We start from the raw sequence: 16,040 nt of genomic DNA, 5'->3' as shown, positions 1-16,040 counted from the left end.
GAACATCCGTGAAAATCAAGAGAGTTCTGCCCTACGGCCTTGCCGCGGCCCTCGCGCTGCCCCTCGCGGGCCTGAGCCAGGCCACCGCGTTCGCGGCCACCGACTACCAGGCGGAGGACGCGACCGTCGTGCAGGGCACGGTGGCCACCAACCACACGGGTTACACGGGCACCGGCTTCGTCGACTACACCAACGTCAAGGGCTCCTATGTGGAGTTCACCGTCAGGCCCGCCTCCGCGGGCACCACGGCCGTCACCTTCCGCTACGCCAACGGGACCGCGACCGACCGGCCCATGGACCTCTCCGTGGACGGCACGGTCGTGGCCTCGGCCGTCTCGTTCCCGGCCACCGCCGACTGGAACACCTGGGCCACCAAGACGATCGACGTCCCGCTCACCGCGGGCTCCGCGAAGATCCGCGCGACCGCCACCAGCGCCGCCGGAGGCCCCAACCTCGACCGCGTCCGCGTCGACGCGGCCACCGACTCCCAGGCCCCGAGCCGTCCCGGGCAGCCCAGTTGCTCCGACATCGGCGAGGACGGGCTCACGCTGGCCTGGGGCGCCGCCACCGACAACGTGGGCGTGATGGCGTACGACCTCTACGAGCACGGCAACAAGATCGGTGAGGCGCCCGGCGGTTCGACCAGCAAGGCGCTCACCGGCCTGACCCCCGGCACCACCTACAACCTCACGGTCATCGCCCGTGACGCGGCCGGCAACACCTCCCCGGCCAGCCCCGTCGTCGACTGCACCACCAGGCCCAGCTCCGACACCACCCCGCCGACCCGGCCCGGCACCCTGTCCGCGGCGGACGTCACGGCGAACAGCGCCGCCCTGAACTGGGGTGCCTCCACCGACAATCGGGCGGTCGCCGGCTACGACGTACGCAGCGACACCACCGTCTACACGTCCGTCACCGGCACCTCGACCACGCTGACCGGGCTCGCCTGCGACAGCCCGTACAGCCTGAACGTCGTCGCCCGCGACACGGCCGGCAACGTCAGCCCGCCGAGCAACACGGTCACCTTCACCACCAAGGCCTGCGCCACCGACGGCGGCGTCCCCTCCTCCGTCGCCACGCTCTCCTCCGGCTGGACCATCCCCTGGGGCGTGTTCTGGCTGCCCGACGGCAAGAGCGCGCTGGTCACCGAGCGGGACGACTTCCGGGTCTGGAAGGTCACCAAGGACGGCACGAAGACGCAGGTCGGGACCGTCCCGAACGCCGTCACCACCAACGGCGAGGGCGGACTGCTGGGCGTCGCCGTCGACCCGAACTGGGAGACCAACCACCGCGTCTACTTCATGCACACCGCGTCCGAGGGCAACCGAGTGGTCCGCATGACGTACGACGGGACCACGCTGAGCGGCTACACCGTGCTCCTTCAGGGCATCAAGAAGAACCGCTACCACAACGGCGGACGCCTCGCCTTCGGCCCCGACGGCTACCTCTACGTCTCCACCGGCGAGGCCCAGACACCCGACCTCGCGCAGGACAAGAGCTCCCTCAACGGCAAGATCCTGCGCATGACCACCGACGGCAGTCCGGCACCCGGCAACCCCTTCGGCACCTACGTCTACAGCCTCGGGCACCGCAACCCGCAGGGCCTCGCCTTCGACCGCAACGGCCGCCTGTGGGAAGCGGAGTTCGGCAACAGCTCCAAGGACGAACTGAACCTGATCAAGCCCGGCGCCAACTACGGCTGGCCGACCTGCGAGGGCACGTGCAGCGTCTCCGGGATGACCAACCCCAAGGCAACCTGGAACGTCTCGGAGGCGTCCCCGAGCGGCATCGCGATCGTGCGCAACGTCGTCTACATGGCCTCGCTGCGCGGCGAGCGGCTGTGGCGGATCCCGATCAACGGCGACAACGAGAGCGTCGGCACACCGACCGCGTACTACGTGGGCACCTACGGCCGGCTGCGTACGGTCACCAAGGTGCCGGGCGCCGACCAGCTGTGGCTGTCGACCACCAACTGCGACAACAACGGGGGTGCGGCCGACGGATCGGACAAGATCCTGCGCGTGACCATCGGTTGACGAACCGTCAGGCCCGGTACAGCGCCTCGACCTCGTTCGCGTACGCCGTCTCGATCGCCTTGCGCTTCAGCTTCAGCGACGGCGTCAGCAGTCCGTGCTCCTCGGTGAAGGGCTGCGCGAGGATACGGAAGGTACGGATCGACTCGGCCTGCGAGACCAGGGTGTTGGCGGCGACCACCGCCCGCCGCACCTCGGTCTCCAGGTCGGCGTCGCGCACCAGCTCGGCCGGGGCCATCCGCGGTTTGTCGTGCATCGCCAGCCAGTGCTCCACTGCCTCCTGGTCCAGGGTGACCAGGGCGGCGACATAGGGCCGGTCGTTGCCCACGACGATGCACTGCGAGACCAGCGGATGGTCGCGCACCCGCTCCTCCAGCACCCCGGGGGAGACGCTCTTGCCGCCGGAGGTCACGAGGATCTCCTTCTTGCGGCCGGTGATGGTGAGATAGCCGTCCTCGTCCAGGGAGCCCAGGTCGCCGGTGGCGAGCCAGCCGTCGTGCAGGGCCTCGTCGGTGGCCTTCTCGTTGTTGAGATAGCCCTGGAAGACGTTGTCGCCGTACAGCCAGATCTCGCCGTCGTCCGCGATGTGCACGGTCATGCCCGGGATCGGCTGGCCGACCGTGCCGTAGCGGGTGCGCTCGGGCGGGTTGGCGGTGGCGGCGGCCGTCGACTCGGTGAGGCCGTACCCCTCGTAGATGTGCACGCCCGCGCCCGCGAAGAACAGCCCCAGCTTGCGGTCCATCGCCGAACCGCCGGTCATGGCCTGTTTGATACGGCCGCCCATCGCGGCCCGCATCTTGGAGTAGACGAGCTTGTCGAAGAGCTGGTGCTGCATCCGCAGCCCCGCCGACGGGCCGGGTCCCAGCCCCCAGGCCTTGGCCTCCATGGCCTCCGCGTACTTCACGGCCACGTCGACGGCCTTCTCGAACGGACCCGCCTTGCCCTCCTTCTCGGCCTTGCGGCGGGAGGCGTTGAAGACCTTCTCGAAGATGTACGGCACGCCCAGGAAGAACGTCGGCTTGAACGCGGCCAGGTCCGGCAGCAGGGCGGCCGCGTTCATCTGCGGCTGGTGGCCGAACCGCACCCCGCCGCGGATCGCGGCCACCTGCACCATCCGCCCGAAGACATGGGCGAGCGGCAGGAACAGCAGGGTCGCCGCCTCGTCGCCCTTCTTCGAGTGGAACACCGGCTCCCAGCGCTCGATGACGGTGTCCGCCTCGTACATGAAGTTGCCGTGGGTGATCACGCAGCCCTTGGGGCGGCCGGTGGTGCCCGAGGTGTAGATGATGGTCGCGACGGAGTCCGGGGTGACCGCCTGCCGGTGGCGGTGCACCACCTCGTCCTCGATGGCGGCCCCCGCGTCGTACAGCTCCTGCACCGCGCCGGAGTCCAGCTGCCACAGCCGGTGCAGCGCAGGCAGCCGGTCGATGACGGTGGCGATCGTCATGGCGTGGTCCTCGTGCTCCACGATCGCGGCCGTGCACTCGGCGTCGTACAGCGCCCAGAAGCACTGCTCGGCGGAGGAGGTCGGGTAGACCGGCACCACCTGGGCGCCGATCGTCCACAGCGCGAAGTCGAACAGCGTCCACTCGTAGCGGGTGCGGGACATGATCGCGACCCGGTCGCCGAAGCGGATGCCCTGGGAGAGCAGTCCCTTGGCCAGGGCCATGACCTCGTCGCGGAACTCCGCCGAGGTCACGTCCCGCCAGCGGCCGGCCTCGTCCTTGCGGCCGAGGGCGATGTGCATGGGGTCGTCGCGGGCATGCTCGAAGACGACGTCGGCCAGTCCGCCCACCGGGGGTGCCAACGCCAACGGAGGGTTGGTGAACTCGCGCAAACCCCGCTCCCCGCTCTCCCTGGCGCTCAGTGACGCTCCGCACAGCGCCGTGAAAGCTACCCCACCCGGGCATCCGACGGGAGAGGGGTCGAAACCGAACGCTGCTCACGTACCGTGAGGTAGCTGCCGGAAAATACGCTCACATGGGGAAGGGTCGGGCACAGAACCGACGGTTTGAGAGAGGTTCGGAGCCGTAATCTCCACCGAATCTGTACGACCCGCTTACGGCTCACGCCCCTTGCGAACCGGTCACCCCCGAGGGGCGACCCTCTCCTCCTTCAGCGCCGCCGGCCCGGAATCTGTCACTCCGCTCCGCGTCGCGCGATCCGTCCGGACCAGGGCCAGCACCAGCGCCCCGGCGACCGTCGCGGTCAGCCCCGCGACCACGGCGGCGGAGTTCAGACCGGAGGCGAACGCCGCTCGCAGCGCACGCTCGGAGAAGGCGCCCCGCAGCGCACCGGCCGCCCCGCCGGCCAGCGCGTGGGCCGCGTCGTCCGGCAGGGTGTCCCGCATCCGCGAGGTCAGCACCGTGCCGTACACGGCGATGCCGAGGGCGAACCCGAGCTGCCGGAAGGCGTTGACCGCTCCGCCCGCCATCCCGGCCCGGTCCTGCGGTACGGCGGCCAGCGCGGCGCCGGCGATGCCGGGCGCGACCAGTCCCGTACCGACACCCAGCAGCACCATCCCCGGCACCAGCGCGGACGCCGTCGACGTCGCGTCCAGGCCGGTCACGCAGAACTGCCCCGTGCCCGTCAGCAGCAGACCGCCCCCGACGGTGATCCGCGCCGGAACCCCGTGCAGCAGCCGGCCACCGGCCGCCGCCACCACGAACGACGACAGCGACAGCCACAGGAAGACCAGCCCACCGCGCACCGGACTCATCCCGAGCAGCGTCTGCATCCAGATCGAGTCGTACGCCATCAGGCTGAACGCGGCCGCGTTGAAGGCGAGCGCGCCCACCATCACCCCCGAGAACGCCGGCTTCAGGAACAGCCGCGGGTCCAGCAGCGGGTCGGCGCCGCGCCACTCCACGACGACGAAGGCGACCAGCGCGAGGACGGCCGCCGCGCACACCAGCAGGGTGCCCGTCTCGGCCCAGCCGTGCTCCCCGGCCCGTACCGCCCCGTACGTCAGCCCGCCCGCGAAGGCCGCGAAGGTCAGCGTGCCCGCCCAGTCGATCCGCCGCTCGCGCGAACCGTGCGACTCCGGTACGACCCCCAGCGTCAACCACACCGCGGCCACGCTCACCGGCAGATTGACGTAGAAGATCCACCGCCAGCCCGGCCCGTCCGTCAGCACCCCGCCGAGCAGCGGCCCCACCGCGGCCGCGGCACCACTGACCGCGCCCCACACACCGAGCGCCACCGAGCGCCGCCTGTCCTGGTAGACGGAGCCCAGCAGCGGCAGCGTGGTCGCGAGCATCGCGGCCGCCCCGAGCCCCTGCACCGCGCGTGCGGCGACCAGCATCCCGGGACCGCTCGCCAGCCCGCACATCAGGGAGGCCGCCGCGAACACCATGACCCCCACGACATGCACCCGGCGCCGCCCCAGGATGTCGGCCGCGGCCCCCGCGCCGAGCAGCAGCGCGGCCAGCGCCAGCGCGTAGCCGTCCATCACCCACTGAAGATCGCTCAGCGAGGCGTCCAGCGACCTCGCCATGTCCGGCAGCGCGACCACCGCGATGGTCACGTCCAGCAACAACATGAACGTGCTCAGACAGACGGCCGTAAGCGGCCCCCATGTACGCATGTCCTCAACTCCTCCTGCGACGGATGCGAACGACTTCGTACGATGGGCCACACCGGCCGAACGGCACGGCTGGGGGCGCCTCGGTGCCGGAATCCGATACCGGAGGGCCCTGTGCAGACGGAATCCCACACCTCCTCGCCCGGCTTCGACGCACTCGACCGACGGCTGCTGTCGGCGCTGGCCCTCGACGGCCGGGCCTCCTTCAGCCGTGTCGCCGCGGTGCTCGGCGTCTCCGACCAGACCGTCGCCCGCCGCTACCGCAGGCTGTGCGCCGACGGCGGGCTGCGGGTCGTGGTGATGCGGGACGCCCACCGGCTCGGCGAGGACCAGTGGATGCTGCGGGTGCGCTGCGCCCCGGACAGCGCGCCGGCCATCGCGGAGGCGCTGGCCAAGCGCCCCGACACCTCCTGGGTGGGCCTCGCCTCGGGCGGCACCGAGGTCCTGTGCATGACCCGGCCGCGCAGCTCCGGGGACCACGACGACCTGCTGCTCGGCAAACTCCCGCGTACCCCCAGCGTGATGGAGATCCGCGCACACCAACTGCTGCACCGCTTCTACGGCGGCGCGCAGAGCTGGGTCTCCAAGCTCGGCGCGCTCACCGCCGCGGAGACCGAGGCGCTGCGTCCCCGTCACGAAGCGGCCCCGGGCCACGTGCGAATCACCCCGGACGACGAGCCGCTGCTGGCCGCGCTGGAGCGGGACGGGCGGGCCGGCTACCCCGAGTTGCAGCGGGCCACGGGTCTCACCGAGTCCGCCGCCAGACGCCGGCTAGCGGCGCTGCTCGCGTCGGGTGCCGTGTTCGTCGACTCGGAGTGCGATCCGGGGATCTTCGGCCACCCGGTCTCGGCCCTCCTGTGGATCACCGCGGCACCCTCCGCGCTGCACTCCGTGGGCGAGGCGCTGGCCGGCCATCCCGGCATCGCCCACGCGTCGGCGGCGACCGGCCCCTGCAACATCATCGCCTCCGTACTGGCCCGGAACACCGCCGACCTGTACGCCTACCTCAGCGGCCCACTGGGGCAGCTGGAGGGGGTACGGCACGTGGACACGACGGTGTTCCTGCGCCGAATCAAGCAACTGACCTATCGGGAGCGGGGGCGGTAGGGGGCACGGGACGGGGGGTCTGCTCAGCGCCGGTGGGTCAGGCTCGGTGGAGGCGGTCGCCGGCTGCCAGGATCGCTGCGGCGAGGGCGTCCGCCGCGCCCTGGGCCGCGGTGCGGCGTGGGCCGTGCACCAGGACGAAGTCGACCCGTCCCAGTTCCGGCAGTCCGAACCGGTCCGGCACCCGCACCAGGCCGGGCGGCACCAGCCCCCGGGAGTGCGCCATCACGCCCAGCCCTGCCCGCGCCGCCGCGATCAGGCCGTTCAGGCTTCCGCTGGTGCAGACGATCCGCCACTCCCGCCCCTGCCGTTCCAGCGCCTCCAGGGCGAGCGCCCGGGTGATCCCCGGCGGCGGGTAGACGATCAACGGCACGGGCCGCTCGGTGTCCGGGCGCAGCCGCTCCGCCCCGATCCACACCAGCCGGTCGTGCCACACCAGTTCACCGCGCGGCTCCTCGGGACGCCGCTTGGCCAGCACCAGGTCGAGCTTCCCGGCGGCGAGTTGCTCGTGCAGCGTGCCCGACAGCTCGACCGTCAGCTCCAGATCGACCTCGGGATGGTCGTACCGGAAGCCCTCCAGGATCTCCGGCAGCCGGGTCAGCACGAAGTCCTCCGACGCCCCGAACCGCAGCCGCCCCCTCAGACGCGTGCCCGTGAAGAACGCCGTCGCCTGGTCGTGCACCTCCAGGATCCGCCGCGCGAAGCCGAGCATCGCCTCGCCGTCCTCGGTCAGCTCCACGGAATGGGTGTCCCGGCTGAACAGCTGCCGCCCCGCCGCGTCCTCCAGGCGCCGGACATGCTGGCTCACGGTCGACTGGCGCAGCCCGAGCCGCCGGGCGGCCTGCGTGAAGCTCAGCGTCTGCGCCACCGCCAGGAACGTACGCAACTGCGACGGGTCGTACACACCGGCAGGTTATCGCGAAACGTGATGACAGTCAGAGTGGTATGCGGGATTCCCGATCAAGGAGTGAAGGAGGACGATGGAGGGGGAACTCCCGCCCTGAGGGGAGACACCCGGCATGTCCTCGTACCGCCGTCGAACTTGAGTAAGTGGAGCATCGTGAAGCGCCTGAAGTGGCCGGCCTGGATGCCGGTCGACCCGTACATCCTGCTGCTGCTCGGCACCGTGGGCCTCGCCGCCCTCGTGCCGGCGCGCGGAACCTCTGCGGACGTGGCCTCCGGAGCCTCCACGGCGGCGATCGCCTTCCTCTTCTTCCTGTACGGCGCCCGCCTCTCCACCCGTGAGGCCCTCGACGGCCTCAAGCACTGGCGGCTGCACGTCACCGTGCTCGCCTGCACCTTCGTGATCTTCCCGCTGCTGGGCCTCGCCGCCCGCGGACTCGTCCCGGTCTTCCTGACGAACCCGCTCTACCAGGGCCTGCTCTTCCTCACCCTGGTCCCCTCCACCATCCAGTCCTCCATCGCCTTCACCTCGATGGCCCGCGGCAACGTCCCCGCCGCGATCTGCGCCGGCTCCTTCTCCTCCCTGGTCGGCATCGTCGTCACCCCGCTGCTGGCGGCCGCCCTGCTCGGCAGCAGCGGCGGCGGGTTCTCGGCCGACTCGCTCCTGGAGATCGTGCTCCAGCTGCTCGTGCCGTTCCTGGCCGGGCAGGTGACCCGCCGCTGGATCGGCGCGTTCATCACCCGCCACAAGAAGGTCCTCGGGCTGGTCGACCGCGGCTCGATCCTGCTGGTCGTCTACACCGCGTTCAGCGAGGGCATGGTCCAGGGCATCTGGCACCAGGTGAGCCCGCTCAGGCTCGGCGGACTGATGGTCGTCGAGGCCGTCCTGCTCGCCCTGATGCTCGCCCTGACCTGGTACGGCGGCAAGGTGCTCGGCTTCGACCGGGAGGACCGCGTCGCCATCCAGTTCGCGGGCTCGAAGAAGTCCCTCGCCTCCGGACTGCCCATGGCCAGCGTCCTGTTCGGCGCGCACGCCTCGCTCGCCGTGCTGCCGCTGATGCTGTTCCACCAGATGCAGTTGATGGTCTGCGCGGTGATCGCCAAGCGTCGCTCGCAGGACCCGGTCCCGGCCGAGGCGGGGGAGACGGCGGCGGTCAGCGCCGCGGGACCAGCCTCAGCGTCACGAACCGCGGTCGGTACAGCGACACGTTCCGGTTGAGCTGCGCCGAAGCCCCCGCCGTCTCCAGCCAGTTGACGTCGTAGCTGAGCACCAGCCGGCCGCCTCCGGACACGGCGGGATGCGTCTGCGGGTTGTAGGCGGCGACCTGGCCCGCGGGCAGGGACGGGGTGAAGTCCCCCTCGGGGCCGTGCCAGGGCCCGGTGGGGGAGCAGGCCCAGTACGACGTCACCGCCGCGAGTCCCTTCGTCCCCGCGGCCATGGTGAACAGCACGTACGTCCCGTCCTGCCGTACGACGGAGAAGGCGCTGCCCACCCCGGTACGCTGCCCGTCACCGAGCACCGGACGCGGACGGGCGCCCGTCGTCCACGCCGAGCCGTCCCAGTACTCCCAGGCGCCCGGTTCCGCGAGGCCGCCGGCCGGCACCCGGGCCACGTACGCGGAGGACGCGTTCCGGGACGCGGCCTGCCCGTCGTCGCCCCCGAAGACGTACGTCCACTCGCTGTCCCCGACCAGCGTGGTCCCGAACAGCACCCGCCGGGACGGGTCCTCGACCCGCTGCTCGTCCAGGACCTTCGTGACGGACTCGACGCGCAGGTCGGGAAGGGAGAGCGTGGCGACCTCGGTGGCGGTCGGGACGCCGTAGATCCACGGGTACGGGCCCGTCGTCCGCACCCACAGCAGCACCCGGACGACCTTTTCGGCGGAGCCGGGGGAGCGGGGTTCGACCCGGGCCGCGACCGGCCAGCGCCACTGGTTGGGGGCCGGGTCCGGGAACAGCGGGGCGGGGAGGGTGGTCTCCAGGCGGCCGCCGCGCATCAGCACCGCCGAGTTGCGCACCAGCGGGGCGGTGGTGTCGCGCCAGGAGTACGGCTCGCCGAACGGGTTGGGCGGACCGTGCACCGCGCCGAGATAGGTGTCGGAGAACAGCCACAGCAAGCGGCCGTCCGGCAGCCGCACCGAGTGCGTGCCGTCCCCGCCGGTCCAGTCGTCGGCGCGGGCGGGGTCGTCGCCGTACCGGGCGAACTCGGCGGTGAGCCGGTCGTCGGCCGACCAGGCGCCGATGGTGCGCGGCGTGCAGCCGGTGCTCTCACCCCCGTCGCGGCCGGTCAGCACGCCCACCCCGACGGCCACGAGCACCAGCACCAGCAGCAGACCGACCCCGCTCCCGCTCCACCGCCGCACTCGTCCGTCCTCGGGCACGGTTGGCGACGTTAGCGGCTGGGGGGCGGCTGGTCCATGGGGGCGGGACGGGGGCGCGGGGCGGTGGCGAAGGAAGGTGTGCGGGTTGGGTGTCGGGGGCGGTGGTCGCGGGAGGTGTCCGCGAGGCGGTGTGCGGGCCGGGTGTCCCGGCGGTGGGCCTGGGGACGCGCAGAGTGCGCTGTGCGGCGATCCGTGAGGTGGCGGCGGTCACGGACGCAGCACCACCTTTCCCAGGTTGCTCCGCGACTCGATCGCCGCGTGTGCCTTCGCCGCGTCCTCCAGGGCGAACTCCCCGTGCACCACGGGCCGGAGGGTGCCTGCCGAGAACATCCGCCACAGGTCCCGCCGCCACCTCTCGTACAACTCCGGCCGCTCCCGGGAGATCCGGGCCATCTGGAAGCCCGTCACGGACTTCGCGCCGACGAGGAGGTCGTACGCCTGGATCGTCCCGCCGCCCGAGCTGTACGCCACCAGCCGCCCGCCCGGGGCGAGGGCCGCGAGTGCCGGGGTGAGCAGGTCGCCGCCGACCGCGTCGAGGACGTAGTCCACCGGGTCGCCCCAACTGCCGTCCCCGTAGAGGGCGGTGGCGTCGGCGCCGAGCGCCCGCACGAAGTCCGCCTTGGCCGCGTCGGAGACCGCGCCCACCACGCGAGCGGCGCCCCGGATGCGGGCTAGCTGCACAGCGAGGTGTCCGACCCCGCTCGCGGCCGCCGTGATCAGGGCCGACTCGCCGGGTTCGGGGCGGGCCGCCTCCAGGGACCCGAGCGCGACAAGCCCGCCGCGGACCAGCGCGACCGCGTCGACCGACGTGGCGTCGTCGGGTATCGGGGACGCCATGGCCTCGTGCAGGAGCGCGAAGTCGGCGTACCCATGCCCGAAGCACAGGCCGGTGACCCGCTCACCGGGACGGAAGCGGGTGACCCCGGCGCCCACGGAGACCACCTCCCCGCCGAGTTCGCCCCCGAGGGGCACCGGTTCCGGGGCCTCGGTGACCTTGCGGACGACGGGCAGCGTGACACCGACCGCCTCGCAGCGTACGAGGAGTTCGCCGGCCCCCGGTTGTGGCACCGGCACCTCCTCAAGGAACAGGGGGCCACCTGTGGACTCGTAACGGACCCGACGCATCGGACCGACCTCCCGTGGATGGGTGTGACCCCGACGAGGAATTCATTGGGGATTCCAACGATAGGGGAGCAGTCGTTGGGAAGTCCAACGAAAAGTGGCTAGGCTGACCTCATGGCCGAAGCCCCCCTCCCTGCGATCCGCTCCCTCCCCAGCTGGCTCCTCGGCCGTGCCGCCGCCCGAGGCCGGGCCCTGGTGGCCGAGGCGCTGGCCGCGGAGGGCGTGAAGATGTGGCACCACGTGGTGCTCTCGGCCGTCCGGGACCTCGCCCCCGTCGCCCAGGCCGACCTCGGCCGCGGGGTGCACCTCGACCCCAAGGACCTCGTCGGCATCCTGAACGACCTCCAGGCCGCCGGCCTCGTCCTGCGCGAGCCGCACCCCACGGACCGCCGCAAGAACGCGGTGTCCCTCACCGCCGAGGGTGCACGGCTGCTCAAGCGCTGCGAGAGGGCGGCCCGGCAGGCCAACGACGAGCTGCTGGCCCAGCTCTCGGCCACCGAACGCGCGCAGTTCTTGGGCCTGTTGATCCGGATCTCCGGCACGGAGGGCTGACGGCGGATAACGTTCCGTCATGACCGCACCCCTCGCGCTCGACCCCGCACGCACCGCCCTCGTGCTCGTCGACCTGATGGACCGTATCGTCGCGCTGCCCCTCGAGCCCCGGAAGGGCACCGAAGTGCTCGCCGCCGCCGAGGAGTTGGCGTCCGCGTTCCGCTCGGCCGGCGCGCCCGTCGTGCTGGTGCGCGTTCAGCGGCCCGGCGTCGCCGACCAGCCGCCCGGCAGCGGACTTGTGGCCGGTCTCGCCCGGGACGGCGACATCGAGATCGTGAAGCGGACCATCGGCGCGTTCCAGGGCACCGACCTGGACGCGCGCCTGCGGGAACACGACGTCACCACGCTGGTGTTCGGCGGGATCGCCACCAACCTCGGTGTCGAGTCCACTGCCCGCGCCGCCGGTGACCTCGGCTACGACCTGGTCTTCGTCGAGGACGCCATGGCCGCCTTCACCACGGCCGAGCACGAGGCGTCCACCAGGCTCGACTTCCCGCGCCTGGGCACGGTGGTGACGGCGGATCAGGTGCGCTTCACCTCGGCGGACTGAGCCCCCCGGCGCGGTCAGTTCGTGGCGACCGCCGTCTCCAGTGCCAGCCGGTGCTCGCCCGCGTACACGTTCATGGAGCTGCCCCGCAGGAAGCCCACCAGCGTCAGCCCCGTCTCCGCGGCCAGGTCCACCGCCAGCGACGACGGCGCGGACACCGCCGCGAGGACCGGGATGCCGGCCATCACCGCCTTCTGCGCGAGCTCGAAGGAGGCCCGGCCGGAGACGAGCAGCGTGGTGCGGGACAGCGGCAGGTCGCCGCTCTGCAGGGCACGGCCGACCAGCTTGTCGACGGCGTTGTGGCGGCCCACGTCCTCCCGTACGTCCACCAGTTCGCCGTCCTCGCTGAACAGCGCGGCGGCGTGCAGGCCGCCGGTCCGGTCGAACACCCGCTGGGCCGCGCGCAACCGGTCGGGCAGGGTCGCCAGCAGCTCCGGGTCCACACGGACCGGAGGGGTGTCGGCTATCGGCCAGCGGGCCGTCGTCCGGACGGCGTCGAGGCTCGCCTTTCCGCACAGTCCGCAGGACGAGGTCGTGTAGACGTTCCGCTCCAGCGTGATGTCGGGGATCACCACACCGGGGCCCGTCTTCACGTCCACGACGTTGTAGGTGTTCGAGCCGTCCACCGTGGCGCCCGCACAGTAGACGATGTTCTGGAGATCGTCCTGCTCGGCGAGCACTCCCTCGCTCACCAGGAAACCGGCGGCGAGCGCGAAGTCGTCCCCGGGTGTGCGCATGGTGATCGCGAGCGGCTTGCCGTTCAGCCGGATCTCCAGCGGTTCCTCGGCGACCAGTGTGTCCGGCCGGGACGAGACCGCCCCGTCGCGGATGCGGATCACCTTGCGTCGTTCCGTGACTCGTCCCATATGTGTCTCAGTCCCGGTTCTGTACGTGCTGGTGGCCGAACGGCCTTCACGATCTCAGTGTCCTGCACATGGAGTATGAAACACAGCCCATACTGTCTACAGTATGAAGTCCGTCGGGGGCGAGCAAGAGGCCGATCCACCGCTACGACCGTTCGGCGCGTGCTGGATACCGCTCATCGCATACGGTCGACGTGCCGTCTTTTCAACTCCCCGGTTCCTTCCTACCGTCCGGGATCATGAGTCCCCCTGTCGCGCCCCCGGGCTGGAGCCGCTGGCTCGTGCCCCCGGCCGCTCTCTCGGTCCATCTCTCCATCGGTCAGGCCTACGCCTGGTCCGTGTTCAAGCCGCCGCTCGAGTCCGCGCTCGGTCTCAGCGGCACACAGAGCGCACTGCCCTTCCAGCTCGGCATCGTGATGCTCGGCCTGTCCGCCGCGTTCGGCGGCACCCTCGTCGAGCGCAACGGACCGCGCTGGGCGATGACCGTGGCGCTGATCTGCTTCTCGTCCGGTTTCCTGCTGTCCTCGCTGGGCGCTGCCACCGAGCAGTACTGGCTGATCGTCCTCGGCTACGGCTTCGTCGGCGGCATAGGCCTCGGCATCGGCTACATCTCCCCGGTCTCCACCCTGATCAAGTGGTTCCCGGACCGGCCCGGCATGGCGACCGGCATCGCCATCATGGGCTTCGGCGGCGGCGCGCTCATCGCCTCGCCCTGGTCGGCGCAGATGCTGGAGTCCTTCGGCTCCGACAGCTCCGGGATCGCGCTCGCGTTCCTCGTGCACGGGCTGTCGTACGCCGTCTTCATGCTCCTCGGCGTGCTGCTGGTGCGTGTGCCGCGCAGCGAGAAGCCCGTCGAGAGCGCCCCCAGCGCCTTCGAGGGGCCCCAGGTCTCGGCCCGCAACGCCGTGCGCACGCCCCAGTTCTGGTGTCTGTGGGTCGTGCTCTGCATGAACGTGACCGCCGGCATCGGCATCCTGGAGAAGGCCGCCCCGATGATCACGGACTTCTTCAAGGGCACCTCCACCCCCGTCTCGGTGTCGGCCGCGGCCGGTTTCGTCGCGCTGCTGTCGGCGGCCAACATGGCGGGCCGGATCGGCTGGTCCTCCACCTCCGACCTGATCGGACGCAAGAACATCTACCGGCTCTACCTGGGCGTCGGCGCGGTGATGTACGGGCTCATCGCCCTGTTCGGCGACTCCTCCAAGCCGCTGTTCATCCTGTGCGCGCTGGTGATCCTGTCGTTCTACGGCGGCGGCTTCGCCACCGTCCCCGCCTATCTGAAGGACCTCTTCGGCACCTACCAGGTCGGCGCCATCCACGGCCGGCTTCTCACCGCCTGGTCCACGGCGGGCGTCCTCGGGCCGCTCATCGTGAACTGGATCGCCGACCGGCAGGAGGAGGCGGGCAAGAGCGGATCCGCGCTCTACGGCCTGTCGTTCGTGATCATGATCGGGCTGCTCGTGGTGGGTTTCGTCGCCAACGAGCTGGTCCGCCCCGTCGACGTCCGTCACCACATCCCCGCACCGAGGGAGGCAGCCGATGTCGGAGCACGACAGCAGCCAGAGTCCGCCTGACCGCCGCCCGCTGATCGCCCTCGCCTGGGTGTGGGTGGGCGCGCCGCTCGCGTACGGGCTCTACGAGCTGGTCCAGAAGGCGACCCAGCTGTTCACCGGGTAACTGTTCGGCAGGTGTTCGGGCGTCCGAGAGTGTGAGGGAAGCCGACAACTCGGGCGCCCGATTCCTGTGGCCTTACGTGCCCGCGTACCCGCGAGTCACTGTTCAGACTGGTGAATCCGGCTACCCAAGGCAACGAGGGGGACCCCCATGAACGGCTCGCGGATCGCTGCCGTCGGCCACTACCAGCCCGCGAAGGTGCTCACCAACGAGGACCTGGCGGCCCTGGTCGACACCAGCGACGAGTGGATCAGGTCCCGGGTGGGGATCCGTACCCGCCACATCGCGGGACCCGACGAGCCGGTCGACGAGCTCGCCGCGCACGCCGCCGCCAAGGCGCTGGCCGCGGCCGGGCTCGCCCCCGCGGACATCGACCTGGTCCTGGTCGCCACCTCGACCGCCGTCGACCGTTCCCCGAACATGGCCGCGCGGGTCGCGTCCCGGCTGGGCATCCCCTCGCCCGCGGCCATGGACGTCAACGTGGTGTGCGCCGGTTTCACCCACGCGCTGGCCACCGCCGACCACACCGTGCGGGCCGGTGCGGCGACCCGGGCGCTCGTCATCGGCGCCGACAAGATGTCCGCGGTGACCGACTGGAGCGACCGCACCACCTGTGTGCTCGTCGGTGACGGGGCCGGCGCGGCGGTCGTGGAGGGGGCCGACGTTCCCGGCATCTCGCCCGTGCTGTGGGGGTCGGTGCCCGAGATGGGACACGCCGTGCGGATCGAGGGCGAGCCGGCACGGTTCGCGCAGGAGGGGCAGAGCGTCTACCGCTGGGCCACCACCAAGCTGCCGGCGCTGGCCCGGCAGGCCTGCGAGCGCGCCGGTCTGACCCCGTCAGACCTGGCCGCGGTGGTCCTGCACCAGGCCAACCTGCGGATCATCGAGCCCCTCGCGGAGAAGATCGGCGCCGTGAACGCGGTGGTCGCCCGCGATGTGACCGAGTCCGGCAACACCTCGGCGGCGAGCATCCCGATGGCCTTCTCCAAGCTGTTCGAGCAGGGCGAGATCTCCAGCGGGGACCCGGTTCTTCTGTTCGGCTTCGGCGGCAACCTCTCGTATGCGGGCCAGGTCGTCCGCTGTCCCTGACCGAGCCGCTGTCCTGACAAGGGCGGTCAGGTGTGTGAGGAGACCGACTGCCGGTTTACCTGGTCACCCTACGCCGTAGACTGTAGACAAAACGCAATGGACAAGTCCGCCTGTCGAGGAGGGGGACCGCGATGCTGTCGACAGGACTGCCGCAGGGATCCGTGCCGAAGCTCGAACGTCCGGGTCCGC

14 protein-coding genes are annotated in these 16,040 nt (G+C 71.3%); 8 read left to right on the top strand and 6 right to left on the bottom strand.

Annotated elements, in window-relative coordinates; translation table 11 throughout:
- Positions 1-8 precede the first annotated feature (8 nt).
- Positions 9-2,036: a PQQ-dependent sugar dehydrogenase gene (locus tag AQJ54_RS15250; protein WP_062237796.1), complete on the top strand. Its 2,028-nt coding sequence runs from the start codon at positions 9-11 to the stop codon at positions 2,034-2,036.
- A gap of 7 nt (positions 2,037-2,043) precedes the next feature.
- On the opposite strand, the gene AQJ54_RS15245 is transcribed toward AQJ54_RS15250, so the two are convergent.
- Complete coding sequence (locus AQJ54_RS15245) at positions 2,044-3,870, bottom strand: AMP-dependent synthetase/ligase (protein ID WP_062020962.1); 1,827 nt, start codon at positions 3,868-3,870, stop codon at positions 2,044-2,046.
- 249 nt (positions 3,871-4,119) lie between these two features.
- Positions 4,120-5,619: an MFS transporter gene (locus tag AQJ54_RS15240; RefSeq protein ID WP_062237794.1), complete on the bottom strand. Its 1,500-nt coding sequence runs from the start codon at positions 5,617-5,619 to the stop codon at positions 4,120-4,122.
- Between the two features lie 111 nt (positions 5,620-5,730).
- On the opposite strand from AQJ54_RS15240, the gene AQJ54_RS15235 reads away from it, so the two are divergent.
- Positions 5,731-6,723, top strand: a complete 993-nt coding sequence (locus AQJ54_RS15235) for an Lrp/AsnC family transcriptional regulator (RefSeq protein ID WP_062237792.1) — start codon at positions 5,731-5,733, stop codon at positions 6,721-6,723.
- Between the two features lie 37 nt (positions 6,724-6,760).
- Here the strand turns inward: AQJ54_RS15235 and AQJ54_RS15230 are convergent, their stop codons facing one another.
- Positions 6,761-7,624, bottom strand: a complete 864-nt coding sequence (locus tag AQJ54_RS15230; protein WP_062237790.1) for a LysR substrate-binding domain-containing protein — start codon at positions 7,622-7,624, stop codon at positions 6,761-6,763.
- A 183-nt stretch (positions 7,625-7,807) separates the two neighbouring features.
- Between AQJ54_RS15230 and AQJ54_RS15225 the strand changes: the two genes are divergently transcribed.
- Complete coding sequence (locus AQJ54_RS15225) at positions 7,808-8,842, top strand: bile acid:sodium symporter family protein (protein WP_062238638.1); 1,035 nt, start codon at positions 7,808-7,810, stop codon at positions 8,840-8,842.
- Here the strand turns inward: AQJ54_RS15225 and AQJ54_RS15220 are convergent.
- Together AQJ54_RS15220 and AQJ54_RS15215 are read right to left on the bottom strand one after the other, a co-directional pair.
- Positions 8,778-10,004, bottom strand: coding sequence for a DUF5005 domain-containing protein (locus AQJ54_RS15220; RefSeq protein ID WP_062237788.1), 1,227 nt, complete (start codon positions 10,002-10,004; stop codon positions 8,778-8,780). The two genes, AQJ54_RS15225 and AQJ54_RS15220, sit on opposite strands and share 65 nt — an antisense overlap.
- 207 nt (positions 10,005-10,211) lie before the next feature.
- Positions 10,212-11,129 carry a quinone oxidoreductase family protein gene (locus AQJ54_RS15215; RefSeq protein WP_062237786.1) on the bottom strand — a complete coding sequence of 306 codons (918 nt, stop codon included), beginning with the start codon at positions 11,127-11,129 and terminating at the stop codon, positions 10,212-10,214.
- Between the two features lie 111 nt (positions 11,130-11,240).
- Between AQJ54_RS15215 and AQJ54_RS15210 the strand changes: the two genes are divergently transcribed.
- A complete protein-coding gene (locus AQJ54_RS15210; protein WP_062237784.1) occupies positions 11,241-11,678 on the top strand; it encodes a MarR family winged helix-turn-helix transcriptional regulator in 438 nt (145 codons plus the stop codon).
- A 19-nt stretch (positions 11,679-11,697) separates the two neighbouring features.
- Entirely contained in the window at positions 11,698-12,228 is a 531-nt protein-coding gene (locus AQJ54_RS15205) for an isochorismatase family protein (protein ID WP_062020942.1), read from the top strand.
- Between the two features lie 14 nt (positions 12,229-12,242).
- On the opposite strand, the gene fdhD is transcribed toward AQJ54_RS15205, so the two are convergent.
- Positions 12,243-13,091, bottom strand: a complete 849-nt coding sequence (gene fdhD / locus AQJ54_RS15200) for a formate dehydrogenase accessory sulfurtransferase FdhD (protein WP_062237780.1) — start codon at positions 13,089-13,091, stop codon at positions 12,243-12,245.
- Between the two features lie 236 nt (positions 13,092-13,327).
- Between fdhD and AQJ54_RS15195 the strand changes: the two genes are divergently transcribed.
- The 3 genes from AQJ54_RS15195 to AQJ54_RS15190 all read left to right on the top strand — a co-directional run bounded on the left by AQJ54_RS15195 (position 13,328) and on the right by AQJ54_RS15190 (position 15,851).
- Positions 13,328-14,662, top strand: a complete 1,335-nt coding sequence (locus tag AQJ54_RS15195) for an OFA family MFS transporter (RefSeq protein ID WP_062237778.1) — start codon at positions 13,328-13,330, stop codon at positions 14,660-14,662.
- Positions 14,628-14,765, top strand: coding sequence for an MFS transporter small subunit (locus tag AQJ54_RS46085; RefSeq protein ID WP_020141330.1), 138 nt, complete (start codon positions 14,628-14,630; stop codon positions 14,763-14,765). Before AQJ54_RS15195 ends, AQJ54_RS46085 begins: the two co-directional genes overlap by 35 nt.
- Before the next feature lie 147 nt (positions 14,766-14,912).
- Positions 14,913-15,851: a beta-ketoacyl-ACP synthase III gene (locus AQJ54_RS15190; RefSeq protein ID WP_062237776.1), complete on the top strand. Its 939-nt coding sequence runs from the start codon at positions 14,913-14,915 to the stop codon at positions 15,849-15,851.
- Positions 15,852-16,040: the final 189 nt, after the last annotated feature.

It is taken from the genome of Streptomyces griseorubiginosus (assembly GCF_001514195.1).
GTDB classification, from domain to species: domain Bacteria; phylum Actinomycetota; class Actinomycetes; order Streptomycetales; family Streptomycetaceae; genus Streptomyces; species Streptomyces griseorubiginosus.
This window is presented reverse-complemented; position numbering and strand designations above follow the sequence as displayed.